This is a genomic window from Paenibacillus sp. 4624, assembly GCF_050435065.1.
Lineage (GTDB): Bacteria > Bacillota > Bacilli > Paenibacillales > Paenibacillaceae > Paenibacillus > Paenibacillus amylolyticus_D.
Genome location: NZ_JBNDJR010000004.1, coordinates 165,133 through 189,977, shown reverse-complemented (window position 1 = coordinate 189,977; position 24,845 = coordinate 165,133). Strand labels below are relative to the sequence as shown.

At 47.0% G+C, this 24,845-nt stretch carries 24 protein-coding genes; 21 read left to right on the top strand and 3 right to left on the bottom strand.

Annotated elements, in window-relative coordinates; genetic code table 11:
- Positions 1 to 22 precede the first annotated feature (22 nt).
- Positions 23 to 1,063: a SepM family pheromone-processing serine protease gene (locus tag ABIE27_RS11335; RefSeq protein ID WP_123064414.1), complete on the top strand. Its 1,041-nt coding sequence runs from the start codon at positions 23 to 25 to the stop codon at positions 1,061 to 1,063.
- Between the two features lie 342 nt (positions 1,064 to 1,405).
- Here ABIE27_RS11335 and ABIE27_RS11330 read toward each other — a convergent pair whose 3' ends face one another.
- Together ABIE27_RS11330 and hmpA are read right to left on the bottom strand one after the other, a co-directional pair.
- Entirely contained in the window at positions 1,406 to 2,650 is a 1,245-nt protein-coding gene (locus tag ABIE27_RS11330; protein ID WP_123064415.1) for a nucleotidyltransferase, read from the bottom strand.
- Between the two features lie 346 nt (positions 2,651 to 2,996).
- Positions 2,997 to 4,232: an NO-inducible flavohemoprotein gene (gene hmpA / locus ABIE27_RS11325; protein ID WP_429350548.1), complete on the bottom strand. Its 1,236-nt coding sequence runs from the start codon at positions 4,230 to 4,232 to the stop codon at positions 2,997 to 2,999.
- Positions 4,233 to 4,744: 512 nt separating this feature from the next.
- On the opposite strand from hmpA, the gene ABIE27_RS11320 reads away from it, so the two are divergent.
- From ABIE27_RS11320 to trmD, 19 genes are all read left to right on the top strand, one after another.
- A complete protein-coding gene (locus ABIE27_RS11320; protein ID WP_090923907.1) occupies positions 4,745 to 5,251 on the top strand; it encodes a YceD family protein in 507 nt (168 codons plus the stop codon).
- Between the two features lie 65 nt (positions 5,252 to 5,316).
- On the top strand, positions 5,317 to 5,490 hold the full coding sequence (rpmF, locus tag ABIE27_RS11315) for a 50S ribosomal protein L32 (RefSeq protein ID WP_090923906.1): 174 nt from the start codon (positions 5,317 to 5,319) through the stop codon (positions 5,488 to 5,490).
- A 400-nt stretch (positions 5,491 to 5,890) separates the two neighbouring features.
- Positions 5,891 to 6,439: a transcription factor FapR gene (fapR, locus tag ABIE27_RS11310; RefSeq protein WP_240036837.1), complete on the top strand. Its 549-nt coding sequence runs from the start codon at positions 5,891 to 5,893 to the stop codon at positions 6,437 to 6,439.
- Entirely contained in the window at positions 6,436 to 7,431 is a 996-nt protein-coding gene (gene plsX / locus ABIE27_RS11305) for a phosphate acyltransferase PlsX (protein ID WP_123064418.1), read from the top strand. Before fapR ends, plsX begins: the two co-directional genes overlap by 4 nt.
- An 8-nt stretch (positions 7,432 to 7,439) precedes the next feature.
- Positions 7,440 to 8,429: a beta-ketoacyl-ACP synthase III gene (locus ABIE27_RS11300; protein WP_123064531.1), complete on the top strand. Its 990-nt coding sequence runs from the start codon at positions 7,440 to 7,442 to the stop codon at positions 8,427 to 8,429.
- Positions 8,430 to 8,454: 25 nt separating this feature from the next.
- Positions 8,455 to 9,393, top strand: coding sequence for an ACP S-malonyltransferase (gene fabD, locus ABIE27_RS11295; protein WP_429350547.1), 939 nt, complete (start codon positions 8,455 to 8,457; stop codon positions 9,391 to 9,393).
- A 255-nt stretch (positions 9,394 to 9,648) separates the two neighbouring features.
- Positions 9,649 to 10,398 (top strand): 3-oxoacyl-[acyl-carrier-protein] reductase, encoded by a 750-nt coding sequence (fabG, locus tag ABIE27_RS11290; protein WP_090923903.1) that lies wholly within the window; start codon positions 9,649 to 9,651, stop codon positions 10,396 to 10,398.
- 151 nt (positions 10,399 to 10,549) lie between these two features.
- A complete protein-coding gene (acpP, locus tag ABIE27_RS11285) occupies positions 10,550 to 10,783 on the top strand; it encodes an acyl carrier protein (protein WP_024630176.1) in 234 nt (77 codons plus the stop codon).
- Between the two features lie 174 nt (positions 10,784 to 10,957).
- Positions 10,958 to 12,196 carry a beta-ketoacyl-ACP synthase II gene (gene fabF / locus ABIE27_RS11280; protein WP_429350646.1) on the top strand — a complete coding sequence of 413 codons (1,239 nt, stop codon included), beginning with the start codon at positions 10,958 to 10,960 and terminating at the stop codon, positions 12,194 to 12,196.
- A 13-nt stretch (positions 12,197 to 12,209) separates the two neighbouring features.
- Complete coding sequence (rnc, locus tag ABIE27_RS11275; RefSeq protein WP_429350546.1) at positions 12,210 to 12,908, top strand: ribonuclease III; 699 nt, start codon at positions 12,210 to 12,212, stop codon at positions 12,906 to 12,908.
- Positions 12,909 to 13,326: 418 nt separating this feature from the next.
- Positions 13,327 to 16,896 carry a chromosome segregation protein SMC gene (smc, locus tag ABIE27_RS11270; protein WP_123064421.1) on the top strand — a complete coding sequence of 1,190 codons (3,570 nt, stop codon included), beginning with the start codon at positions 13,327 to 13,329 and terminating at the stop codon, positions 16,894 to 16,896.
- A gap of 101 nt (positions 16,897 to 16,997) precedes the next feature.
- A complete protein-coding gene (gene ftsY / locus ABIE27_RS11265; RefSeq protein ID WP_123064422.1) occupies positions 16,998 to 18,011 on the top strand; it encodes a signal recognition particle-docking protein FtsY in 1,014 nt (337 codons plus the stop codon).
- 141 nt (positions 18,012 to 18,152) lie between these two features.
- Positions 18,153 to 18,800, top strand: a complete 648-nt coding sequence (gene trhA / locus ABIE27_RS11260) for a PAQR family membrane homeostasis protein TrhA (protein WP_123064423.1) — start codon at positions 18,153 to 18,155, stop codon at positions 18,798 to 18,800.
- Between the two features lie 269 nt (positions 18,801 to 19,069).
- Positions 19,070 to 19,420, top strand: a complete 351-nt coding sequence (locus tag ABIE27_RS11255) for a putative DNA-binding protein (RefSeq protein ID WP_123064424.1) — start codon at positions 19,070 to 19,072, stop codon at positions 19,418 to 19,420.
- Between the two features lie 68 nt (positions 19,421 to 19,488).
- The gene (ffh, locus tag ABIE27_RS11250) at positions 19,489 to 20,865 is read left to right on the top strand and encodes a signal recognition particle protein (protein WP_123064425.1); all 1,377 of its coding nucleotides are present in this window, start codon (positions 19,489 to 19,491) and stop codon (positions 20,863 to 20,865) included.
- 54 nt (positions 20,866 to 20,919) lie between these two features.
- Positions 20,920 to 21,192 carry a 30S ribosomal protein S16 gene (rpsP, locus tag ABIE27_RS11245; RefSeq protein WP_056700527.1) on the top strand — a complete coding sequence of 91 codons (273 nt, stop codon included), beginning with the start codon at positions 20,920 to 20,922 and terminating at the stop codon, positions 21,190 to 21,192.
- A gap of 23 nt (positions 21,193 to 21,215) precedes the next feature.
- Positions 21,216 to 21,446: a KH domain-containing protein gene (locus ABIE27_RS11240; protein WP_123064426.1), complete on the top strand. Its 231-nt coding sequence runs from the start codon at positions 21,216 to 21,218 to the stop codon at positions 21,444 to 21,446.
- Between the two features lie 292 nt (positions 21,447 to 21,738).
- Entirely contained in the window at positions 21,739 to 22,251 is a 513-nt protein-coding gene (gene rimM / locus ABIE27_RS11235) for a ribosome maturation factor RimM (RefSeq protein WP_123064427.1), read from the top strand.
- A 1-nt stretch (position 22,252) separates the two neighbouring features.
- Positions 22,253 to 23,014 carry a tRNA (guanosine(37)-N1)-methyltransferase TrmD gene (gene trmD, locus ABIE27_RS11230; protein WP_123064428.1) on the top strand — a complete coding sequence of 254 codons (762 nt, stop codon included), beginning with the start codon at positions 22,253 to 22,255 and terminating at the stop codon, positions 23,012 to 23,014.
- Between the two features lie 97 nt (positions 23,015 to 23,111).
- Here trmD and ABIE27_RS11225 read toward each other — a convergent pair whose 3' ends face one another.
- Complete coding sequence (locus ABIE27_RS11225) at positions 23,112 to 24,059, bottom strand: polysaccharide deacetylase family protein (RefSeq protein WP_192895097.1); 948 nt, start codon at positions 24,057 to 24,059, stop codon at positions 23,112 to 23,114.
- Positions 24,060 to 24,465: 406 nt separating this feature from the next.
- Between ABIE27_RS11225 and rplS the strand changes: the two genes are divergently transcribed.
- Positions 24,466 to 24,807: a 50S ribosomal protein L19 gene (rplS, locus tag ABIE27_RS11220; RefSeq protein ID WP_024630190.1), complete on the top strand. Its 342-nt coding sequence runs from the start codon at positions 24,466 to 24,468 to the stop codon at positions 24,805 to 24,807.
- Positions 24,808 to 24,845: the final 38 nt, after the last annotated feature.

The following is a 24,845-nucleotide window of genomic DNA, read 5'->3' as shown; positions in this document are numbered from 1 at the left end:
ATAAAGAACGGAGGCTCATGAGATGAATCGGTTCCGGAAAACAGGTGGTTTCAGAGCTTCGATCTATGTGATCGCGGTGGCTCTGATTGTCTATCTTACGGTGTACATGCCAACGCCGTATATTATTTATACGCCTGGCAGCGCGGATGAAGTTAAACCGATGGTTACCGTGAAGGACGGTGACAAAGATGAAAAGGGCGTATTCATGATGACCACCGTGTCGGCGACGTATGCCAATTTATTTTTGCTAGCTACTTCGTACTTTGATAAAAATGCGCAATTGGATAAAAAGGAAGATCGTCTGCGTGGCAAAAGCGAAGCGGAATACTCCGCTGAACAGGTCTGGTTCATGAGTGATTCGCAATCCTCTGCCATGGAAGCGGCCTATGAGAAAGCGGGCATTACATACTCCATTGTGCCTGAGCACATCTTTGTGTTTGGTCTTTCGGAAAATCCCAAACCGGATGGGGATATTGAACCTGGAGACATTATTCTGGGTGTGAACGGTACAGCTACACCGGATAATAATGTGCTTGCCAAAGAGCTGGAGGGGAAAAAAGCCGGGGATACAGTGGAGATGCAATTGGAGCGCGGCGGTGAAACGATTAGCCGGGATATCACGCTGGTTGAGGTGAAAGACAGCAAGACAGGCAAGATGCGAACTGGGCTTGGAGTAATGATTGGCGCGGTGCAGAAGGTGAAGCCGGAAGACCCGAACAAACAAATCACATTTTCAAGCACACAGGTAGGGGGTCCTTCTGCCGGGTTAATGTTCACGTTAGAGATTTACAATCAGTTAACTCCTGGTGATCTGACCAAGGGACACCGGATTGCGGGTACAGGTACGATTACGAAAGATGGTGTTGTAGGAGCGATTGGCGGTGTGCAGCATAAAATTGTCGCTGCTGACCGTAAAAAGGCGGAAATCTTCTTTGTACCGAAAGATAATTATAAAGAAGCCGAGGCCAAAGCAAAAGAAATCAACACCCCTATGAAGCTTGTGCCCGTTAGCACACTTGATGATGCTCTGACTTACCTGAACACCATGTCTGTAAAGTCGTAAGTGGAATGAGATTGTCTTAAGATTGGGCTTAGAAGAGCCTGGACAGTGGCCTCTTTTAAAATATGAAGGTACGCTGGAAAACAGGAGATTCATTAAAGAAGAGCGTAAATCAGTGAGAAGAACGATGTAAAAGTGAGTACCAAGGTCAGGTTGAATATTACGATAAGTGTTATGCATTGGTAGGATATCCGTGTAAGCCATTGCTTTTAAAAAGGACGAAATGACGAAATCCCCTGTGATGACAGCCAAAGGCTGGGCACAGGGGATTTTTAGTTGGTTTTATGGTTTGCATCCTATTGGCATTTATGCATGTTGTAGCTTTGATTCATAGGGCGAGATGAATCAGATTCTCATGGGTGATTCGTAGTAGTCGCTATACATTATGCGTGATATGTTGCGCGAATCCTCTTGGTCATGGGCAAGAGCATAGGCGGCTTGCGCCTGGATATCCAACTCCAGTTGAGCATGATCAAACGTGGATGGCTTTGTTACCACAGGCAGGGAGGCTGTTTTTTTCATCTGTTTGAGCAGACTCTGGCCTGTTGAAGTAAAGCCGAGGACACGCAGATATCCGGGGCCGGTGGCTAACTGCTCTGGTGAACACTCGTCCTTCGTGTGGTTCAGGAGCATGTGGGCGAGCATGCGCTGCAGTTTGGTGCGCGTGTAACGGCGGGTTTTGAGTGCATTCAGGAGAGCTTCGACGGAAGGCTCTGGGAGCTGGGCGAGCGTTCGCATCAGCCGATGCTCTAGCCCTTCCGTGACTTCGGCGATGCGTTCCAGCTCGGAGGCACGGCGGGTAGCCGCGATGTGCAGCAGCGGCTGGGCAAAGCGCTCCCAGTGCATGGGAGCGCGTCCTTCTTGCCATTCGCGATGCAGAATGGCAAGTGTTGCCGCCGGCACGTATGGTGCGGCGGCGTTGGGCCCGTCCGCCAGCAACAGGCGGCGGACAGCTGTGGCACTGGCGATCGCCCCCGGGCCGGGCGTCGCCTGGTGATAGGCGGCACCGGTACGTGCCGCCGTCAAGGGCTGGATCGCGCTGCCCAGCCGTTGCAGCGCGATGAGGTAGTGCAGCCCAAGCGAATTGTTGGGCTGCTCCAGCAGTGCCGCGGCGTCGTTAGCATCGACGCCGCCGGGCGCCAGCGCCGCCGCCGCGCCTGCGTACGCGGCGGGGTAGCTGGCGCCTTCCCGCAGGCGGCGCGCGATATCCTCGCGCAGCCCTGCGGGCTCCACAGCCAGCACGCGCGCAATGCGCTGCAGGCTGTCGATGTCGCCGGACTCGCTGCCAAAGCAGAGCGAGTCCACAACCCCGGTGCGGTGCAGCAACGATACCGCACCAAAGGCAAACCACTCCGCCGGTTGAACCGCGTAGGCAACCGGCAGTTCAAGCACGAGATCGGCGCCAGCATGGAGCGCCATCTCGGTGCGTGCCCTTTTACCAACGATGGCGGGTTCGCCACGCTGGAGAAAAGGGCCGCTCATCACGGCAACAACGGCGTCTGCTCCGCTTAGCCGCCGTGATTCATTCAGATGATGCACATGTCCGTTGTGCAACGGGTTATATTCCACAATAACGCCTACAGCTTTCACGAGCGTTACTCCTTCCTGCCGCGTTAAAATCTCCCATAGGGTCGTTAATCACGCGGGTCATGACTTTTTTACAATATTAGATATAAATAGTCTGTTCACCGTCAAAGCTCATTTTACCTCTTTCATCATAGAGTAGAGCTGGCATTAGAGCAAATGATGAAAAAAGGCACAGAACCAGCATCCGCAGATGCTGCCTGTACCTGAAATATAGCCCTGATTATCTTTAAGAAAACTCCCATAAGAAAAACTGCCTAAGGAACGACCTAAGAAGTAACCGCCACTTCCCCGAAATCCATTTTTGTGCTCGCCAGATGAATTTTACACATTCTTCGGCTGTATTTTATGCTCACACATTCTCCGCAGCAGGAACAAGACTGGCTTTTGGCCCGAAAAATTCATAATGGATACGATCTGATGCAACACCGATGGACAGGAGCTCTGCATATACCGAACGCATAAACGTGACAGAGCCGCACAGATAATAGTTCGCATCCGGTTCTTGAATGACTTGACGAAGCCAAGCCGCATCCATGTATCGCCGTTTATAAACTAGCTCATTTTCCAGATCAGAATCAGCAGAAGAGGTGTAACAATAGTGCGCGTTAAGATTAACATGCTCCTGAGACAGTTGATCTACATGATCGCGGAACGCGTGCGATAAGCCGTTTGGGCTAGCATGTAGAAAGGTAATGGAACGCTGATCATCCGACTCCACCAGTGTATTTAGCATGCTAACCATAGGGGTTATGCCTGCACCTCCGCTTAACAGCACAACAGGACGCGGATCTTCTAAATCCAATATGAAATCACCCGCAGGAGCGGAGAGTTCGACCAGGCTTCCCTCTGTAATATGATTGTGAAGATAATTCGAAATTACACCGTCAGGACGATCCGATCCGCCTGATTCACGTTTCACGGATATACGATAATAGGGTTTGCCAGGTGCGTCGGAAAGGGTATACTGACGAATCTGGGTGAATTCCTGTCCGGCAGGCTGAATTTTAATGCTGATATACTGTCCTGGCTTGTACGAAGAGATAGACTTGCCATCTTCCGGTATCAAATAAAACGAAGTGATGAGTTCGCTTTCTTGCACTTTCTTCGCAACTTTGAAGGTTCTGAAACCGTCCCATCCACCCGTTTGATTTGCGGCTTCGCTATACATATCCTGCTCAATACCAATAAAGGCATCGGCAATCACTTGGTAAGCATCGCCCCAAGCAGCTAAAATTTCATCGGTTGCAGCTTCGCCGAGCACATCTCCGATGGCTTGAAGCAGGTAAGTGCCGACGATAGCGTACTGTTCAGGTACAATGCCAAGGCTGCGATGTTTGTGAGCAACCTGACGGACGGCTGGCAAAATAGCCGCGAGGTTATCAATGTGCAGTGCCGCGGTGTAAACCATGTTGGCGAGTGCCGCTTGCTGACGACCTTGTTTTTGATTTGCATGATTGAAAATGTTTAATAGCTCCGGATGAGCCGTAAACAGCGTTTGATAGAAATGGCGTGTAATGGCTTCTCCATGAACTTCAAGTACGGGTACAGTAGATTGGATCACGTCAATCGTTTGTTGGCTTAACATGTAATTTCCCTCCCGATATTTTTTTGGAATATCAATGATAGATTGTTATAAAAATGGTTGTGAAATTTTGCTCTGTGATTGAATCTACAACAAGTATAGGTATCGGGTTTAGGGACCTGTGTGACATAGATCACACCAATCGTTAACGATTGGTGACCGATGTGAGGAGTGGAGAGTATCAGATAGTAAGTAAGGGATAGAATCATAAGTATAAGTGTTAGAGATGACTTGTAGTTATGATGGAGTAGGTCTATAATAGATCAGATGTGACGGTTTAATCGGAGTGATCGTTTTCCAGAAAGGGTGTAAAGTTAAAAGTGTTGACAAACCTCTTGGAAAATCGGTATAATGATTTTTGTTTGTTAAGTCAGTTTCATAAATCTTTTGTGAGTGACAGATAGCATACATACAGTCAGGAATGAACGCACATATTAGGATCGTCTTGTACTGTATACTGCCGCCATTCGTTAGACAACTATTTATGAAATTGGTTTCGTTTGGAGTGATAGAACATGATAATGCCATTTCGCAAAGTGGCAACCAGTGATCGCCCCCTGCGCTTTAACGAACAGTGGGATATCAAACATCTGGTTTCTAACCGACAAGATATCACAGCCGTTACCCCGCTGACTGCGGATTTGTCTGCAGAGATCAGAGAGGAGAACGTTGTGGATGTTCATGGCAAACTGACAGTAGGAGTGGACATGTTATGCTCCCGTTGTCTCAAGCCGCTAAGTGAACATTTTCATATTGATTTTCATGAGCAATTCAAGCAGGGAAAACAACCAGAGGAATTATCTGAGGACGACGATACTCTCTATGTGGATGAGGATAGCGTTGATCTGAAAGGTTATGCCGAGGAAGCTTTTCTGCTGGATCTTCCGTTTGTACCGCTCTGTAGCGAGACATGCAAGGGACTTTGTCCTAAGTGTGGCCATGAGCTAAACGAAGGTGACTGCGGTTGTGATAACCAGGTTATCGATCCGCGGCTTGCAGGACTCAAGGATTTTTTTAAATGAGCATGATTGAAAATCGAACGTAACAACTACCTGCAAAGGTTGATTTTGATAAGGAGGTGGGAATAATGGCAGTACCTCAACGGAGAACGTCCAAGACGCGTCGCGACAAACGTCGCACTCACTTTAAATTGGCTGTACCGGGCATGGTGAAATGTGAACAATGCGGCGAATTGAAGCTTGCTCACCACGTGTGCAAAGTGTGCGGAACGTACAAAGCAAGAGAGATCATCTCTCAATAATAGCTACACATCAAGCAACACTTCATTTCGATGGGGTGTTGCTTTTTTGTGTGAAGAAAAAGCGAACGAATACGCTTGTTCGAGCGAGTTTGTATGCGTGGTACATATGTTCATTTAGTACTTTGATGAAGTGATGTGAATTTGTTATACTAGCCTTTCTTTTTGACAAAGGATGAGATATACTATAGTTTAGTACCAGGTTCTAAGATTTGACGTTACATACAGATCATCATAAACTTTTATTTTACAAGCTCTCTGAATAAGCAGGGCTACAGCATATAAAGAAGTAGGTTTGAAAGAGTGAACTTAACCAACAAGGTGGGTTCTGGAAACGATATAGCGGGGGGTGTCAGGCATCGAGCGTTTACCGAAGAGACAGAGGCAACAGCAGTTAACCAAAATGATAGACGAGAATCCGTTTGTGACAGATCAGGAGCTTACACGTCAATTGAAGGTAAGTATCCAGACGATCCGTCTTGACAGGCTGGAACTTGGCATACCGGAGCTTCGGGAACGGATGAAACTGATGGCGGAGCGCTCGTATGATCAGGTGCGATCACTGCCCCTGCATGAGATTATCGGTGATATTGTGGATTTACAGCTGGACAAGAGCGGGATATCCTTATTTGAGATCAAAGAGGAACATGTTTTTTCAAGAACAGGTATTGCCCGCGGGCACTATGTCTTTGCACAAGCGAATTCACTTGCAGTCGCTGTCATTAATGATGAGATTGCGTTAACCGCTTCGGCAGATATACGTTTTGTTCGCTCTGTTCGTTTGGGAGAAAAGTGTATTGCCAAAGCATATGTGAAATCAATTCCCGGTCAGAAGGGGAAAGCCAAAGTTGAAGTGTTCACCTATGTTGGTGAAGAAATGGTGTTCCAAGGTAATTTTGTGATCTATCATTCAGGTGGAGAAGACAGCAAAGAAGGAGGTCATTTGGAATGAAAATCGTCATTGATGCCATGGGAGGAGATCATGCTCCTGCGTCAACCGTAGAAGGGGCTATTGCCGCGGCTGCGGAATGGGCGGATACACAGATCGTCCTGGTTGGCGATGAAGCCAAGATTGAACCTCTTTTAAGTCAGTCTGGAGCTAGACCGGCCAACTTGAGCGTTCGGCACGCTTCCGAAGTGATTGGTTCAGATGATGAACCGGTAAAGGCAGTAAGGCGCAAAAAGGATTCTTCCATGGTTGTAGCCGGACGTATGGTTAAAGAGAAGGAAGCCGATGCCATGATCTCGGCAGGGAATACAGGAGCGTTAATGACGGCTGGTTTGCTTGTTGTAGGCCGGATGGACGGGATTGAACGTCCTGCACTTGCCCCCATGATTCCTACGATGGATGAAGTAGGTGTACTTGCCCTAGACCTTGGTGCGAACATGGATGCTAAGCCGGAACATTTGGCACAATACGCGCTGATGGGCAGTTTGTATCGGCAAAAAGTACAAGGTATTGCATCTCCAAGAGTGGGATTGCTCAACGTGGGTACAGAGCCAGGCAAAGGCAACGAACTGACCAAACATGCCTATCCGCTGTTAGAACAGCTTCCGATTCGTTTTGTGGGGAATGTAGAGGCGCGTGATGTACTGACTGGTGCCTGTGATGTGCTGGTGTGTGACGGGTTCGCCGGCAACATCTTGCTGAAATCACTGGAAGGTGCGGCAGGAGCGATTTTCGGCCTGCTCAAAGAAAAGTTTACCTCATCCTTCAAAAATAAACTGGCTGCGGCGGTGCTCATGCCTGAATTACGCGGACTTAAGAGCAAGCTTGATTATACGGAGCACGGCGGTGCCCCATTACTAGGTTTGAGCGGATTGGTCGTCAAAAGTCATGGTTCCGCGGATGGCAATGCGATTAAAAATGCCGTGCGTCAGGCACGGATTGCAGTACAAAACCAGTTGGTGGACAGCATATCTAAGGAAATTAGTGGGAAGTGAGTGACGATATGAATAATTTGCGCCCGGTAGGGATTATTGGTACAGGTAAATATGTACCAGAGAAAATTTTGACAAACAGTGATTTGGAAAAAATGGTCGATACGAATGACGAGTGGATTGTCAGCCGTACAGGAATTAAGGAGCGGCATATCGCTGCACCGGATCAAGCCACTTCTGATTTAGCCTATGAGGCGGCGATAAGAGCGCTTGAATCTGCGGGCATGACAGGCAGTGATCTGGATCTGATTATCGTTGCTACAATTACACCGGATTCCTCTTTCCCGTCGACAGCTTGCATTCTGCAGGATAAATTGGGTGCCAAGGGCGCTGCTGCATTTGATTTGTCTGCTGCTTGTTCCGGGTTTGTATATGGTCTTGCAACGGCAACCAGTTTCATTCAAAGTGGCATGTACAATAACGCGCTTGTTATCGGTGCAGATTGTTTGTCACGTATTACGGATTATACAGACCGTAACACCTGTGTGCTCTTTGGTGATGGAGCAGGGGCTGTCGTTGTTGGTGAAGTTCCGCAAGGCCGCGGTTTCAAAGCATTTGATCTCGGTGCAGAAGGTGCAGGGGGCAGCCTGCTTCAAATCGAAGGCGGTGGTTCACGTCTGCCGGCAAGTGCGGAAACGGTTGAGAATAAAAAGCATTATATTTATATGAACGGCCGTGAAGTGTTTAAATTTGCTGTTCGTGTCATGGGTACAGCAACGATTGAAGTTCTTCGCAAAGCTGGCATGGATCGTACCGATGTTGATCTGTTCGTTCCGCATCAGGCGAATGTACGTATTATTCAATCGGCTATGCAACGACTGGAACTTCCAGAGGAGAAAGTGGTTGTCAACGTAGACAAGTATGCTAACACGTCGGCAGCATCCATTCCACTTGCACTGGTTGAAGCTGCAGAAGAAGGCCGTATGAAAGCAGGAGATACTGTTTTGATGGTCGGCTTCGGCGGCGGTTTGACTTGGGGCGCATCCGTACTCGTATGGTAAACTAGACAGCTGGAGGATGAACGAAATGGGTAAAATCGCTTTTGTATTCCCTGGACAGGGATCACAAAAAGTAGGTATGGCCAAAGATGCATATGAGTCTGTACCTGCAGCCAAGGAAGTTTTTCGCACAGCAGATGAAACGCTGGGCTTCTCCCTGAGCAACCTGATTTTTGAAGGACCAGACACGGAGCTGAAACAGACATCCAATACACAGCCGGCTTTGCTCACCGCGAGCATTGCACTGCTGGAGGCTTTCAAAGAAAAAGGAATTGAGGCAGACTATGCTGCTGGTCATAGCCTGGGCGAATACAGTGCATTAGTGGCAGCGGGTGTTCTTTCTTTTGAGGATGCTGTGCGAATCGTCCGGGCACGTGGCCAATATATGGAAGAAGCTGTTCCAGGTGGACAAGGAGCAATGGCTGCTATACTGGGTGCAGATCGGGAAGCGCTGGGGGTGCTTTGCCGTGAAGTATCAGAAAGCGGACAGGCAGTTGAACTGGCCAACATCAACTGTCCTGGACAAATCGTTATTTCAGGTGTAAAAGAGGGCGTTGATGCCGTGTCAGAACGGGTGAAGGAAGCAGGCGGCAAACGCGCACTTGCACTTGAAGTAAGTGGTCCGTTCCACTCTTCACTGATGAAAGGCGCCGCAGAGAAGCTGGCGGATAAGCTGAGTACAGTTACGTTCTCACCTGCCAAGCTTCCTGTAGTAGCTAATGTAACCGCAAGACCTGCTGAAGAGGGACAATTTCAGAACTTGCTTACGACTCAGGTCTATTCTCCGGTTTTATGGGAAGACAGTGTGACTTGGCTGATCGAGCAAGGTGTGGATACGTTTATTGAGATTGGTTCAGGCAATGTATTAACCGGTTTGATTAAAAAAACAGATAAAACCGTAAAATTATACAATGTAAACAGTCTTGAAACCTTGGAAGCAACCGCAGCTGATCTTAAAAATAATTAAATCACATAAGTAGAACTATTTATTTACACTTTAGCGGAGAGGACAGAAAAACCTGAAAAAGCGAAGCTAAAATTCTTATGAAAGAAAGCTGCATCGGAAACAAATGCTTCGCCTTTATCACCGGATTTTCCCTTTGGAAAAGGGGATTAAAAAAATCTGGGGATAACAGCGATTGGAAGGTTATTCTGTCACCTTAGTGCATGTGTAAATAACTTAGGTTCAACTTATGTAGATTCAGGGAGAGGAGGAATGGTTATGTCTAAACCGTTAGAAGGTAAAAATGCATTAGTGACCGGAGCGTCCCGCGGAATTGGCCGCAGTATTGCACTTGCCCTGGCTGAAGCCGGAGCGAATGTAGCTGTAAATTATGCGGGTAGTCAAGCTGCGGCAGAGGAAGTAGCCGAGGAGATCCGTGCAAAAGGTGTTCAGGCGATTACGATTCAGGCGAATGTAGGTCAGATGGTTGAAGCGGAACAGATGGTGAAAACGACGCTTGAAGCATGGGGCAATGTCGATATTCTGGTGAATAATGCGGGGATTACACGGGACAACCTCATTATGCGGATGAAAGAAGAAGAGTTCGATCAAGTCATCGAAACGAATCTTAAAGGGGTGTTTAACTGTCTGAAGGCAGTAACACGTCCAATGATGAAGCAACGTTCAGGAAGAATTATTAACATCTCTTCTGTTGTAGGCGTGCTGGGTAATCCGGGTCAAGCCAACTATGTGGCTGCTAAAGCGGGAGTTATCGGTTTAACGAAGGCTTCTGCTCGAGAACTTGCTTCTCGCGGAATTACGGTGAACTGTGTTGCACCAGGTTTCATTGAAACCGATATGACTAAAGAATTGTCTCAAGAGCTGGTCGATGGTATGCTTAGTGGCATTCCGTTGTCCCGTCTGGGACAGCCGGATGAAATTGCTGGTGTGGTTACATTCCTTGCATCAGAAGCTTCATCTTATATGACAGGTCAAACACTGCATGTCGATGGCGGCATGTACATGTAAATTTCCTGGACTTTGAATCAAAGTCGGGGAACAGGCGCTGGACGATCCGAAATGCCGGAAAAAGGCCGGGTTCCCCGGCCGGGAGCCGCATATGTCTTCTATGGCATTTTGCCTGCGATTCTCGTATAATACCAAGGAGGAGGTGAACCGGATGTCCGATGTATTGGAGCGTGTAAAACGCATCGTCGTCGACCGCTTGGGCGCAGACGAAGCTGAAGTTACACTTGAAGCATCTTTCAAAGAAGATTTGGGTGCTGATTCTTTGGATGTAGTGGAATTGGTCATGGAATTGGAAGATGAATTCGATTTGGAAATCTCTGATGAAGATGCAGAAAAAATTACGACCGTAGGTGAAGTTGTAAACTACATACAATCTCATACCTAAAGTCAATTCAGTCCCGCTCCTGTTTTCGAACAGGCGGGACTTCTCATCATTCATTGGTTTTTCACATCCCGCAGACAAGGTGCTTGCTGATCTTTGGAGAGGCGTCTTGCATTCAAGTCTGCGGATATTCCCACAAAATACTTGCGTAATGCAGTCGATATAGAGGTGAGTCGGTTGAAACAAAGAGTTGTAATTACCGGAATGGGCGTAATGACATCGCTCGGAAAAGACTTAGAAACGTTCTGGGGCAGTTTAATGGCAGGAAAGTCCGGAATTTCTCAGATTGAGGCATTTGATGTTAGTGAATACACGACACAGATTGCAGCCGAGATCAAAGATTTCAACCCGGAAGAATATATGGATCGAAAAGATGCACGGAAGATGGATCGTTTTGTACAGTTCGCTGTGGCAGCTGGTTTCAAAGCGGTGGAAGATAGTGGTCTGAAAATCAACGAGAACATTGATGCAGAGCGTTTTGGCGTATCGATTGGTTCTGGTATTGGTGGATTAGGAACTTGGGAAGATCAGCACAATGCGCTTTTGCAAAAAGGCCCTAAACGTGTGAGCCCGTTCTTTATCCCGATGATGATTTCGAATATGGCATCTGGACAGATGTCCATTTCACTGGGTGCCAAAGGACCAAACATCAACGTTGTTACCGCTTGTGCAACAGGAACACACTCCATTGGAGATTCGTTCAAGCTGATTGCCAATGGTGATGCGGATGCAATGATCTGCGGCGGTGCTGAAGCAACCATTAGGCCAACAGGACTTGCAGGTTTCTGCGCGATGCGTGCAATGTCCACACGCAATGATGATCCTACGAAAGCAAGCCGTCCCTTTGATACAGGTCGTGACGGATTTGTTATGGGTGAAGGTGCCGGAATTCTGATTCTGGAATCTCTGGAACATGCTCAGGCTCGTGGTGCACGAATCTACGGTGAAGTAATCGGTTATGGTCTGACAGGTGATGCTCACCATATGACAGAACCAGATCCAGATGGTGCAGCACGTTGCATGACGATGGCGCTTCGCAATGCTGGCATTCAGCCGGAAGAAGTGGATTACATCAATGCACACGGAACTTCAACACCGGTAGGTGACCGTTCCGAAACGTTGGCCATCAAAAAGGCGTTTGGCGATCATGCGTACAAGCTAGCCGTAAGTTCCACCAAGTCGATGACAGGGCATATGCTTGGCGCTGCGGGCGGGGTAGAGGCTGTGATCTGCGGATTGTCCCTGACACATCAGACACTGGCTCCAACGATCAACCTGGAAGATCAGGATCCTGAATGTGATCTGGACTATGTACCTAACGTTCCGCGTCAAACCAAAGTGAATGTAACAATGTCCAATTCCTTTGGATTTGGCGGTCACAACGCCACCATTATTCTCAAAAAATTTGAAGCATAAGGGGCTAGTTCGTTTGAGTGAAGATCTGAAGCAGTTACAACAAAAACTTCAAATCAAATTTGACAACAGACAGCTTCTAAAACAAGCGTTTACCCATGCTTCTTACGTAAACGAACATCGATTCAGTCAACATCAGGATAACGAACGTCTGGAGTTTCTGGGCGATGCTGTATTGGAGTTGACTGTATCGGAGTACTTGTATCATCTGTATCCTAACCGTCCGGAAGGAGAACTAACAAAGATGCGGGCATCCATTGTCTGTGAACCTTCCCTCGTCAAATTTGCTGAAGCGCTCAGTTTTGGACAATATGTACTTCTTGGAAAAGGTGAGGAATTAACCGGAGGACGTACACGTCCAGCTCTTCTGGCGGACGTGTTCGAGTCATTTATTGGTGCATTATACCTGGATCAGGGTCTTGAACCTGTGCGAGCATTTCTGGATCAGCATGTGCTTCCGTTAATCGTTGTTGGCAGCAAGCTGCAAATGAGTGACTACAAAACAGAGCTGCAGGAACTCACACAGCATCACAATATGGGGGCTCTGGAGTACCGGATCGTCGAAGAGCGGGGACCAGCCCATGAACGTGAGTTTGTCTCGGAAGTCCATATGGGCCAAGAAAGACTTGGCCGAGGTACAGGACGCTCCAAAAAAGAGGCGGAACAACAGGCAGCATCTGCGGCGCTTGAACGATTGAAGCTTCCAGAGGCCTGAATTGTACCAGGCAGAGCTTAGACAAACGAAGAGCAAAGAGCAGCCCGCGGGCCCGCCCCGGCGGAAGTAATCGGCCGGACTGCTTTTTGCTCTTTTTTTTGTAAAGAGACTCGGGAGGCATTATCGGATCTTTTACTATATAAGTTGAACTATTCATTTACACTCTAACGGAGAGGACAGAAAAAACCTGGAAAAGCGAAGCTAAAAGCTTTCTGCAAGAAAGCTACATCGGAAGCATAAGCTTCGCCTTTATCACCGGATTTTCCCCTTTGGAAAAGGGAATCAAAAAAATCTGGGGATAACAGCGATTGGATGGTTATTCTGTCATCGGAGTGGGCTGTGTAAAATCTTTAGTTCAACTTATATAGGTGCTGAAAGCATTAATTGAAATTTGCAAGAGGAGGTGACGAGAAGCCCTATGTTTCTGAAACGAATAGAGTTGGGTGGATTCAAGTCATTCGCCGACAAAACGGAAATGGAATTTGTTCGTGGCATTACAGCAGTTGTAGGTCCGAACGGAAGCGGTAAAAGTAATATATCCGATGGAATTCGCTGGGTATTGGGGGAACAAAGTGCAAAGTCACTCCGTGGCGGTAAAATGGAAGATATTATTTTTGCAGGCAGCGATGCGCGTAAAGCTGTCAACTACGGAGAGGTTTCCCTTACACTGGACAACGAGGATCATGCACTCGCTCTGGATTTCGGTGAAGTGACCGTGACCCGCCGTGTTCATCGCAGCGGGGACAGTGAGTATTTTATCAATAAACAATCCTGTCGCCTGAAAGATATTACCGAACTGTTTATGGATACGGGGATTGGTAAAGAGGCTTACTCGATTATTGGACAAGGACGAATTGAGGAGATCTTGAGTACTCGTTCCGAGGATCGTCGGGGAATCTTTGAAGAGGCTTCAGGGATCGTTAAATATAAATCGCGCAAACGCGATGCAACGCGCAAGCTGGATGAGACAGAGCAAAATCTGCTGCGTATTCACGATCTTGTAACCGAACTGGAAGATCAGATCGGCCCGCTTAAAGAACAATCCGAGAAAGCCATGCATTACAAACAACTTCGTTCCGAACTCAAATCGAAGGAAATTTCGATGTATGTATATCAGATTGAACAGATTCATGCTTCCTGGAGCAAAGCGAGCGAACGTCTGGAATCACTCAAACACGAAGAGGTTGGATTAGCGGCGATTGTATCAACGCATGACGCGAAGCTGGAGAATGATCGGAATGCACTGCGTCTGTTGGAAGCGGAGACGGAAGAACTTCAATCTGCTTTGCTGCAGTTTAGTGAGGCAACAGAGAAAAGCGAAGGGCATGGGGAACTGCTTCGGGAGCGAGCGCGGCATCTGCAAGCGAATCAGGAGCAACTGAGGGAAACGCTCGCGGTGAGCGAGGAGAGACATCGGGAGCGTGAAGCTGAGCTGATTGCCTTGCGGGAGAAGTTTAGCAAGCTTGAACTGGAACTGGCTGATGTGAAAAATCGCTTGTCTGAAGAAGAAGCCAAGCTGGTTGGTGTTACGGGCGGAATAAGTCAGCAACAGGAGGAGAGCCTCAAAGGGAACTTGCTGGAACTGATGAATCAGATGGCGCAGGCGCGAAACGAAATACGGTATGTGGATCAGCAGAAAGAAACGCTGGAGCGCAGAATGAACCGTGCATCAGAAGAATCCGGCAAATGGGAAGAACAGAAAGAAACGTTAGAAGGCCGTAAAGCTGACATTCAGAAAAAAGTGGTTCGGTTAGGTAAGGAAATCAGTGAACTGCGCGGGGGTTATATTTCGGAAAGTGAACGGCTACAGTCGTTGCAAAAACTTTTGGAAGAGAGCCGCAGCACCGTACGTAAATGGGAGCAAAAGCGTGAGGCACAAGTGTCCCGCCGGGATACGATGAAAGAAATGCAGGATGATTTTGACGGCTTCATGCTGGGTGTAAAAGAAGTGCTCAAAGCTTCTCGGAAAGGGACGCTAAACGGAGTACATGGTGCAGTGGCAGAACTCGTTAAAGTTCCTGAGAAGGTCGAACTTGCGGTAGAAACAGCGATGGGGGCTGCGCTACAGCATATCGTCATGGAGAACGAGGCAGTATCGAGACAGGCTATTGCTTTCTTGAAGCAACGCCAACTAGGACGTGCAACCTTTCTTCCGCTGGACGTTATTCGTCCCCGTTCAATCGGTGCTGGCGAACGCTCTATGGTTGAGGGGATGGATGGTTTTGTCGGCATCGGTGCTGAACTGGTACAGTATGACTCAAGATATGCCTCAATTATCGGCAGCTTGCTCGGCAATGTCATTATTGCAGAAACGTTGGAGTTTGCGAATAAAATTGCAGCGCGTTGTCAGTATCGCTTCCGCGTTGTAACCCTCGAAGGAGATGTCGTCAACGCTGGCGGTTCCATGACAGGCGGCAGCCAGCACAAAAAGAATGGCAGTCTGCTCAGCCGCAAGCGGCAGCTGGATCAGCTGGATCAAGATATTCTGGATACCGAGCAGCAGATTGTGAAGCTGCATCGAAGTGTGGAAGACGTCAAAACTCAGCTGGAGCAGTGTCAGGATAAACTGGATCAGTTACGTCAGTCTGGTGACGATACCCGAAATGCAGAGCAACAAGCCTCGATGGAGATGAAGCAGCTAGAACATGAACTGCGCCACGTATTGGAGCAAGTTGCTGTGGCAGGTCAGGAAAAGAGTGGTTTCACCGAAGAAATCAAGGAACTGGACAAATCCCGGCTTGAAGCGGAGAAGAAACTTGAGCAGCTTGAGGAAGAGGAGAGAGCAACTCATCGCGCTATTCATGCGGCAGAGTTTGCCCGGAAGGCCAATGAGTCTGCAAAAGAAGAGCTGCAAACGCAGTTGACCGAACTGAAAGTGCGGGAAGGCAAGCTGGATCAGGAACGCTTCTCAAATGAGGAGCAATTGCGGAGACTGGAGCGAGAGGTCGATTCACTAGTCAAAGATCTGCGTCAGAATCGTACGTTGCTCGCTTCAATGGAAGCGGATTTCAAGAAAACACAGAGTGAAAGTGTAAAACAGATTGAAGATTTAAACGAGTACAAGCTTAAAAAGGCACAGGCTTCTCAAGAATTGGACTTCAAACGTGCCGCGCGCAGTGAACTGTCCCAAAAGCTGGAGCTGGCCGAGAGTGAAACGAAGGAGCAGCGCACACAGCTCAAAGCCGTGGAAGAGCAGATGCGTCAGACTGAAATTTCTGTGAACCGTCTGGATGTTGAACTGGAAAATATTTTGCGTAAGCTGACGGATGAATATGAGTTAGGCTATGAGCTTGCCAAAGAACGTTATCCAGTACCCGAGGATGTGGAGAGCACACAAGCAGAGGTACAGAAGCTAAAACGTGCGATATCGGCTCTTGGCGATGTGAACCTCGGTGCAATCGAAGAGTTCCAGCGTGTGAATGAGCGGTATGAGTTCCTGAACGAACAGAAAAATGATTTGGTGGAAGCCAAAACGACACTGTATCAGGTCATTAAGGAAATGGAAGATGAAATGGCGAAGCGGTTCAAAATTACGTTTGATGCGATTCGCCGCGAATTCGGCACTGTATTCACAAAGCTGTTTGGCGGAGGCCGTGCTGATTTGGTTCTGATGGACCCTGAGCGACTCCTCGAAACAGGCATTGATATCGTAGCCCAGCCACCAGGTAAGAAACTGCAAAATCTGCAGCTGTTGTCTGGCGGAGAACGGGCCTTAACAGCGATGGCACTGCTCTTTGCCATTCTGCACGTGAAACCTGTACCATTCTGCGTACTGGACGAAGTCGAGGCTGCACTGGATGAGGCGAACGTCGTTCGTTTTGCCCAGTACTTGCGTGAGTTCTCTGAACAAACCCAATTTATTGTGGTTACTCACCGGAAAGGCACGATGGAAGAAGCAGATGTCCTATATGGGGTTACGATGGAAGAGGGCGGAGTATCCAAGCTTGTTTCGGTTAAACTGGAAGATGAGGAAGCGGAAATTGCCTAATTGCATCGAGACTAATGCGCGCTTCAAATAAGGATTCATTTCATTTTCACAAAAAAACATTACTATTAACGATTTAATTATGTACACGATGGAGGGGCTTTATGAGTTTCTTTAAAAAGCTACGGGACAGCATTGCAAGTAAAACGGAGTCCGTCACGAAACAGTTCAAGGATGGCCTGGAAAAGACACGCAAAGGGCTTGTGGAAAAAGTAACCGATCTGGTCATTCGCCGCAAAAAAATTGATGAGGAATTTTACGAGGAACTTGAAGAAATTCTGATCGGAGCAGACGTAGGTGTCAATACGGTCATGAATCTGATCGAAGACCTGCGCGCAGAAGTGAAGAAACGCAAAATTGAGGATGCGGCCGAGTTGCAGCCTGTGTTGTCCGAGAAACTGACAGATTTGCTTCGTGGGGAACAAAACAATGAACTGAAAATGAATCCGGATGGCATTACAGTTATTTTGTTTGTTGGTGTGAACGGTGTTGGTAAAACAACCACGATCGGCAAGCTGGCTCACCGTTTCAAGCAACAGGGGAAAAAAGTCATTATGGCAGCGGGCGATACGTTCCGCGCTGGAGCGATCGAGCAACTTGAAGTATGGGGACAGCGTGCCGGCGTAGATGTGATCAAACAGCAATCTGGTTCTGATCCGGCTGCTGTTATGTATGATGCGGTGCAGGCGGCGAAGCAGCGCGGAGCCGATGTGTTGTTATGTGATACGGCAGGCCGCTTGCAAAATAAAAGCAACCTGATGGACGAGCTGAACAAAATCTATCGTGTCATTCAGCGTGAGATTCCAAGTGCGCCACATGAAGTGCTGATGGTGCTGGATGCCACGACAGGACAAAATGCGCTGAATCAGGCCAAACTTTTCGGTGAGAAAAGTGGTGTAACGGGTCTTGTGTTGACCAAGCTTGATGGAACAGCTAAAGGTGGTATTGTGGTTGCGATTCGTCAGGAGCTGGACCTACCTGTGAAGCTGGTTGGTCTTGGGGAGAAGATTGACGATCTGCAGGAGTTTGATTCTGAGCAGTTTGTTCACGCGTTGTTTGCAGGATTAATTCAGGAGCAACCAGCAGAGGGTGCAGAAGACGAGAATACGCAATCCTGATCTTGATCTTGGGTCGTAAACGAATAATCATATTCATCGTATTGCCGCTGCATCATGTGAGAGCTCACGTGTAATGTCATCGGCAATACGTGTATAATGAAAGGTAACTGATATTGTACTGGGTTAGAAAGGAAGGTTGATATGGCCAATACCTATACCTATTCCCGCCGTGAAGAGGTCGCTAATGCCGTGACACATGGAATTGGTGCTGCGCTTAGTGTAGCTGCGTTAGTGTTGTTAATTGTATTCTCCAGTATGAAAGGCACGGCCTGGCATGTTGTAAGTTTTACAATCTATGGTATTACCATGCTGATGCTCTATACGAATTCAACATTGGTGCACGCGCTCAAAGAGGGAAAGGCAAAAGATTTGTTTGAGTTTTTTGACCACTCTTCCATCTATCTGTTTATTGCAGGCACATATACACCGTTTTTATTCGTCGCAGTTCGTGGAACACTGGGCTGGACGCTATTCGGTGTCATCTGGGGCATTGCACTGGCCGGAGTGATCTTCAAAGCCTTTTTCACCAAGAAGTTTCTGTTTATGTCGACGATCTTCTACATCGCGATGGGGTGGCTGATCGTTATTGCTTGGCAACCGCTTGTGACAGTCATTCCCACAGGTGGGATTGTGTTGTTGGTTGCAGGAGGCCTGATGTATACGCTGGGTACATTGTTCTATGTATGGAGAGGTTTCCCGTTTCACCATGCGATCTGGCATCTGTTTGTACTGGCAGGCAGTATTCTGCATTTCTTTGCGGTCTTAATCTATCTGACTCCGCTTCGTTAGAAGCGTTAAACGAAGCGTCTCTTCTTTAGGGATGTTTCGTTTTTTATTTTGGTACGGGGTTGAAAGGCTTCTAGTTTGCTTTATGGAATAGAAAGAAAATAAGGCCTTATAACGCCTATAGATGGCATTTTTAAACTGTCCATGGCAGGCTTTTCATCTCTTTTTATTGTGACAAGTATTTTTGCTTGACATCCTGATTTGTTTTAGGTATTATTAGGAACGTTGCAAGAGTGTAAAGTGTTTTTCCTTGACGAAGGGAGTGCCCCGATATGAGTCAAGAAAACCGGCTTGAGAAAACAAACCGGATTAACTTGCTGTTTGCCTTTTATGAATCACTGTTGACAGAGAAGCAGCAAACGTTTCTGAAATATTACTTTCATGATGATTTTTCACTTGGTGAAATTGCAGCCGAGTTTGAGATCAGCCGCCAGGCGGTATACGAACATATCAAGCGTGCTGAGCAAGTACTCGAAAACTATGAAAGCAAGCTTGGCTTGCTGGAGAAGTATGAAAGACGCAGCCGCTGCCTTGAAGATTTACAACAAGCACTGGAACGCGCTGGCGTTACCGTGGATAACAACAAACCAATACACGATCTCGTTGCTTTGCTGGGAGAATAACCATTGTTTGCAGTGAAGTGAGACGAATCGGTCCTAAAATGGAATGGAAGCATGAAGGAGGTGGGATCATGGCATTTGAAGGATTAACGACCCGATTGCAGAATGTGTTCAGCAAGTTGCGCGGCAAAGGCAAGGTGTCTGACGAAGACGTAGCCGAAGCGATGCGCGAAGTACGTCTGGCATTGCTTGAAGCGGATGTAAACTTCAAAGTGGTCAAGGAATTCATCGCCAAAGTGAAAGAGAAGGCTGTCGGCAAAGAAGTAATGGACAGCTTTACACCCGGAATGGTCATCATTGACATTGTTAACAAAGAGTTAACAGAGTTAATGGGTGGAAGTCAGGCTAAGCTGGCGAAGGCAAACAAACCACCTACGGTCATTATGATGGTTGGTTTACAGGGTGCGGGTAAAACGACGACTTCCGGTAAACTGGCAAAAATGTTGCAAAAGCAAAATAGCAGACCTTTGTTAGTTGCAGGTGATATTTATCGTCCGGCTGCGATCAAACAATTGCAAGTTCTGGGAGAGCAGTTGAAGGCGCCAGTGTTCACCCTTGGTGATCAGACAAGCCCGGTGGAAATTGCTCGCCAAGGTTTGCAACATGCAAAAGATAACGGACATGATTATGTGATCGTGGATACGGCCGGACGTTTACATGTTGATGAAGAATTGATGGAAGAGTTGCGTCAGATTCACAGTGTAGTAACCCCGGATGAAGTATTGCTGGTTGTTGACAGTATGACAGGCCAGGATGCTGTTAATGTGGCAGAGCACTTTAATCAGCAACTTGATCTGACCGGAGTTGTACTGACCAAACTGGATGGCGATACGCGTGGTGGTGCGGCACTGTCTGTTAAAGCAGTTACAGGCTGTCCGATCAAGTTTGCTTCCCTGGGAGAGAAACTTGATGCACTGGAGCCATTCCATCCGGAACGTATGGCTTCACGTATTCTTGGTATGGGTGACATGTTGTCCTTGATTGAAAAGGCACAGTCCAATATTGATACCGAGAAAGCGAAGGAAATGGAACGGAAGATGCGGAATGCAGAATTCACGTTCGAGGATTTCCTGGAGCAGATGGATCAGGTGAAAAAGCTTGGACCAATTGACCAGATCATGGATATGATTCCGGGTATGGGCAAGATGAAACAAGCGAAAGACCTGAAGGTTGATGATAAACAGATGGGCCGGATCGAAGCGATTGTCTATTCGATGACAACCGAAGAGAAACGTAACCCGGATATGATTAACCATAGCCGCCGGAAGCGGATTGCTACCGGAAGTGGAACGTCGCTTGCAGAGGTGAATCGTCTGATCAAGCAGTTTGATGAGATGCGCCGCATGATGAAGCAGTTCTCGGATATGATGGGCCCTAAAGGCGGCAAGAACAAAGCAATGAAGCAGTTGAAAGGTCTCGGCAAAGGAATGAAGTTTCCTTTCCGTTGATTGAACAATAGCTTACATGGGAACCAGATTTCATTGAAGGAGGTGAATTTTCAAATGGCAGTTCGTATTCGTCTGAAACGTATGGGTGCTCACAAAGCTCCTTTTTACCGCGTAGTGGTATCGGATTCCCGTTCCCCACGTGACGGTCGTTTTATCGAGGAGATCGGTTACTACAACCCGGTTGAACAACCGGCTGTTGTTAAGATCGATGAAGATAAAGCATTGCAATGGCTTCAAAACGGTGCGCAAGCATCCGACACTGTCCGCAACTTGCTCAGCAAAGCGGGCGTGATGAAGAAATTCCACGAGTCCAAATTATCTAAATAAGGTGCTGATTCGGAGGGTCATCTATGGAAGAATTAGTAAGCATAATTGCTAAGGCTTTGGTCGATCATCCGGATGATGTGGCGGTTCGGACGGTTGAGAAAGACCGGCTTGTCGTTTATGAGTTGACGGTGCATCCCGACGATGTCGGAAAGGTGATCGGAAAACAGGGACGAATCGCAAAATCTCTTCGTACGGTCGTCACATCAGCAGCAGTTAAGATGGATAAACGGGTTACCGTCGATATCATATCTTAAAGATATACGAAAGGGGGTTAGGATGAATGTCCTAGCCCCTTTTCGTGCATGCTGAACTTATCATTTAATTGTTTAATGGGAATTTAGGATTAAAATTAATTTGGAGATTACACTTTAACGGAGCGGGCAGAAAAAATCTGAAGAAACGAAGTGTTCGCCTTTAGCACGGGATATCAACCTTTTGATAATATATTCAAGATATCCGGGGATAACAGCGATCGGAAGATGTTTCTGACTGCGGAGTGTGGGTGTAATCGGTTATCATTTTGATTGAATTTCGTAGGAGGATTGTATGGCAGAGTTTATGAATGTAGGTAAAGTTGTAAATACGCATGGAATTCGCGGCGAGTTAAAGATCATGCCTTTGACTGATTTTCCAGAAGTACGTTTCGCCAAAAATGCTGAATTATTTTTGTTTACCCCGGATAATCGTCCGGTGCCGGTTACAGTGGAATCTGCGCGTTTGCATAAAAATATGTATATCGTTCGTCTGAAAGAATACGGCAACATTAACGAAGTGGAGAAGTTCAAGGGGGGGATAGCGAAAGTATCCAAGGAAAACCTTGCTGAACTTGAAGAAGGGGAATATTACTTCCACCAAATCGTAGGGTGTGCTGTCATTACGGAAGAGGGAGAGACACTCGGAACGATTTCGGAGATTCTCACCCCAGGTGCGAATGATGTATGGGTAGTCAAAACCCCAGCGGGAAAAGAAGTTCTGATTCCGGTTATCGACGATGTTGTTCTGGATGTGGATGTAGAGCAGAAGCTGGTCAAGATTCACCTGATGGAAGGACTGCTGTAACATGAAGGTGGATGTATTAACGTTATTTCCGGAAATGTTCGATGGAGTGTTCGGCACGAGCATTCTGGGTAAAGCACAGACCAAGGGGCTTGTCTCGCTTGGGGCGACCAATTTCCGCAATTACGCAACCAATAAACATAACACTGTCGATGATGCACCTTATGGCGGCGGTGGAGGCATGGTGCTTAAACCTGACCCGATTTTTGCTGCCGTAGAGGATGTTTTGGAACAGCGTGGAGAAGCTGCCTCCACGATGAAAGCTCCCCGGATTATTCTGATGTGTCCACAGGGCGAGACGTTTACACAGAAAAAGGCGGAAGAACTGGTTCAAGAAGATCATCTGATCTTTATTTGCGGTCATTATGAGGGATATGATGAACGTATCCGTGAATTTCTGGTGACGGATGAACTATCTATCGGTGACTATGTGCTGACTGGCGGAGAACTACCTGCCATGGTGGCCATTGATAGCATTGTGCGGCTGATTCCAGGCGTACTAGGGAACGAGACAAGTGCAGTGACAGATTCGTTCAGTACGGGGTTGCTTGAGTACCCTCATTACACCCGCCCACCGGAATTTAGAGGCATGAAGGTGCCGGATATGCTCTTGTCTGGGCATCATCTGAATATCGAGGCTTGGCGGAGAGAACAGTCGCTGATTCGTACGTTGGAGCGCAGACCTGAATTGTTAGAGTCGGCAGATCTGACAGAGAAGGAACGGAAATGGCTGGAGCAGTACCGTGCCGAACAAGATAAGAAATAATTAAAGATAAAGCCGAGTGGACAGCTTAGACTGTATCCATCGGCTTTTTGAATTAATCAAGGCAGAATTGAATTATTCGTTTGAAAGTAATACTAGTCTAGAACCGCTCACTGAGTATATTGGAACCCGTTTGTAGCAGGGTAGGGAGATCGGTATCATTTGTAACGGTTAAGCGAGGTAAAACCATAGGTGAATCCCCAGGGTGAACGAATCCGGGTCTAACCGTGAATCCCATGCGATATCCATGCTGATGGAGTTTGTAAATCATTTGTTCACTGAAATATCCATAAGGGTAGGCAATATAGGGCGTATTGATACCGATATGTTTGATCTGTTCAATATCGTGATCCAGCAGGCTTGTATCCAGCGTAACGGGCAGATCGTCTCCACATACCATATATCCTTTGTGATGCAGGTTAAAGGTATGGCTATTATACTCAAATACATCGCTTCCTGCGGCCATCTCTTGCTTGGAGATATCGCTTTTTTTATTAGGGTTAAAAGCGACTGGTGTGGACTGAATTCGGCTACCTATGACAAAAAGGGACGCATGGAAATGATATTTTTTGAGTATGGGATAAGCCAGCGTATAATTGTTTTGATATCCGTCATCAAAGGTAATGACAAATGATTTCTCGGGTAGAGAGATTTCACCGTTAACGTATTGTTCAAGCTGAGCCAGAGTAACGGTTCGGTACCCACTTTCGTATAAATATTTCATATTCTGCTCAAACACATCCAGGTCAATGATGGATTTATTCTTTGGCTCGTGATTGTCTACTTTTGGCGTAACATAATGATACATGAGAACAGGAACTTTTGTAGCCGTGCCTTGTTTGATAACAAAGTTAGAGCGATCCAGCTTGGAACGAAGCGAAAAGTCCGAGTGAGTTAACGTGAAGAATTTACGTTGTACGATATTCCAAGACGAGCATGCCTTGTGGGATAACGCGTTGGTGGGATGATTAACAGCATAAGCGTATAATGTAACGGTGCATGTGAGTAATGCAAGTGCGGCTAACAATAATTTTTTGAAGTATTTCATGTCTCTCCTGGTTCTCCTTTAGCATTCATCTATTTCTTAAAATTCGTTACGCTGCTCGTGTAATGAGCTTTTAAGTACATGATAGACGATCTTCTATGTCGGAAAGTTACATTATTTTATCCACGAGAGCGGTTGACTTTTTAAAAATGGACCAAAACTTTTCACCTATTTTCTAAGAAGAGAAGAAGTGGATACGAGAATTGCGAACTATGGGCTGATGATAAAAAAACACAGATGTATGTAAGATGATCTATTATAAATTTGTTTATTTTAGCTTGTGTTTTAATATGCCACGTGATATAATAATTCTGTTATGTGGAATACGGCGGTCCTCTATGGATAATGAAAGAGACAAGGTGATCTCTGGAAGAAGTATGAACGCCTGTACGGAAGGAGGGAGTCATAGATGAATATCGTTCAAGCGATTACACAAGAACAACTTCGCAAAGATATTCCGAGTTTTCGTCCTGGTGACACTTTGAAAGTGCACGTTAAGGTAATCGAGGGAACTCGTGAGCGTATCCAATTGTTCGAAGGTGTTGTGATTAAACGCCGTGGTGGTGGAATCAGTGAGACTTTTACAGTTCGTAAAATTTCTTACGGTGTAGGTGTGGAAAGAGCTTTCCCGCTTCATTCCCCTAAAATCGATAGAATCGAAGTGGCTCGCCGTGGTAAAGTGCGTCGTGCGAAGCTTTATTATCTTCGTGAACTACGCGGTAAAGCAGCGAGAATTAAAGAAATTCGTTAATATAACGGATACCGGGAAGGGCTTGGAGACAAGCCCTT

Bases quoted from the DNA above. Each gene is read 5' to 3' on its own strand.
- hmpA (WP_429350548.1), bottom strand. From the start codon at position 4,232: ATGTTAAGCCAACAAACGATTGACGTGATCCAATCTACTGTACCCGTA.
- plsX (WP_123064418.1), top strand. From the start codon at position 6,436: ATGAAAATCGTCATTGATGCCATGGGAGGAGATCATGCTCCTGCGTCA.
- ABIE27_RS11240 (WP_123064426.1), top strand. From the start codon at position 21,216: ATGGAAGAATTAGTAAGCATAATTGCTAAGGCTTTGGTCGATCATCCG.
- fapR (WP_240036837.1), top strand. From the start codon at position 5,891: ATGATAGACGAGAATCCGTTTGTGACAGATCAGGAGCTTACACGTCAA.
- rpmF (WP_090923906.1), top strand. From the start codon at position 5,317: ATGGCAGTACCTCAACGGAGAACGTCCAAGACGCGTCGCGACAAACGT.
- trmD (WP_123064428.1), top strand. From the start codon at position 22,253: ATGAAGGTGGATGTATTAACGTTATTTCCGGAAATGTTCGATGGAGTG.
- rpsP (WP_056700527.1), top strand. From the start codon at position 20,920: ATGGCAGTTCGTATTCGTCTGAAACGTATGGGTGCTCACAAAGCTCCT.
- rimM (WP_123064427.1), top strand. From the start codon at position 21,739: ATGGCAGAGTTTATGAATGTAGGTAAAGTTGTAAATACGCATGGAATT.
- rplS (WP_024630190.1), top strand. From the start codon at position 24,466: ATGAATATCGTTCAAGCGATTACACAAGAACAACTTCGCAAAGATATT.
- trhA (WP_123064423.1), top strand. From the start codon at position 18,153: ATGGCCAATACCTATACCTATTCCCGCCGTGAAGAGGTCGCTAATGCC.
- ftsY (WP_123064422.1), top strand. From the start codon at position 16,998: ATGAGTTTCTTTAAAAAGCTACGGGACAGCATTGCAAGTAAAACGGAG.
- ffh (WP_123064425.1), top strand. From the start codon at position 19,489: ATGGCATTTGAAGGATTAACGACCCGATTGCAGAATGTGTTCAGCAAG.
- ABIE27_RS11300 (WP_123064531.1), top strand. From the start codon at position 7,440: ATGAATAATTTGCGCCCGGTAGGGATTATTGGTACAGGTAAATATGTA.
- fabD (WP_429350547.1), top strand. From the start codon at position 8,455: ATGGGTAAAATCGCTTTTGTATTCCCTGGACAGGGATCACAAAAAGTA.
- ABIE27_RS11335 (WP_123064414.1), top strand. From the start codon at position 23: ATGAATCGGTTCCGGAAAACAGGTGGTTTCAGAGCTTCGATCTATGTG.
- fabG (WP_090923903.1), top strand. From the start codon at position 9,649: ATGTCTAAACCGTTAGAAGGTAAAAATGCATTAGTGACCGGAGCGTCC.
- ABIE27_RS11255 (WP_123064424.1), top strand. From the start codon at position 19,070: ATGAGTCAAGAAAACCGGCTTGAGAAAACAAACCGGATTAACTTGCTG.
- ABIE27_RS11320 (WP_090923907.1), top strand. From the start codon at position 4,745: ATGATAATGCCATTTCGCAAAGTGGCAACCAGTGATCGCCCCCTGCGC.
- acpP (WP_024630176.1), top strand. From the start codon at position 10,550: ATGTCCGATGTATTGGAGCGTGTAAAACGCATCGTCGTCGACCGCTTG.
- ABIE27_RS11225 (WP_192895097.1), bottom strand. From the start codon at position 24,059: ATGAAATACTTCAAAAAATTATTGTTAGCCGCACTTGCATTACTCACA.
- smc (WP_123064421.1), top strand. From the start codon at position 13,327: ATGTTTCTGAAACGAATAGAGTTGGGTGGATTCAAGTCATTCGCCGAC.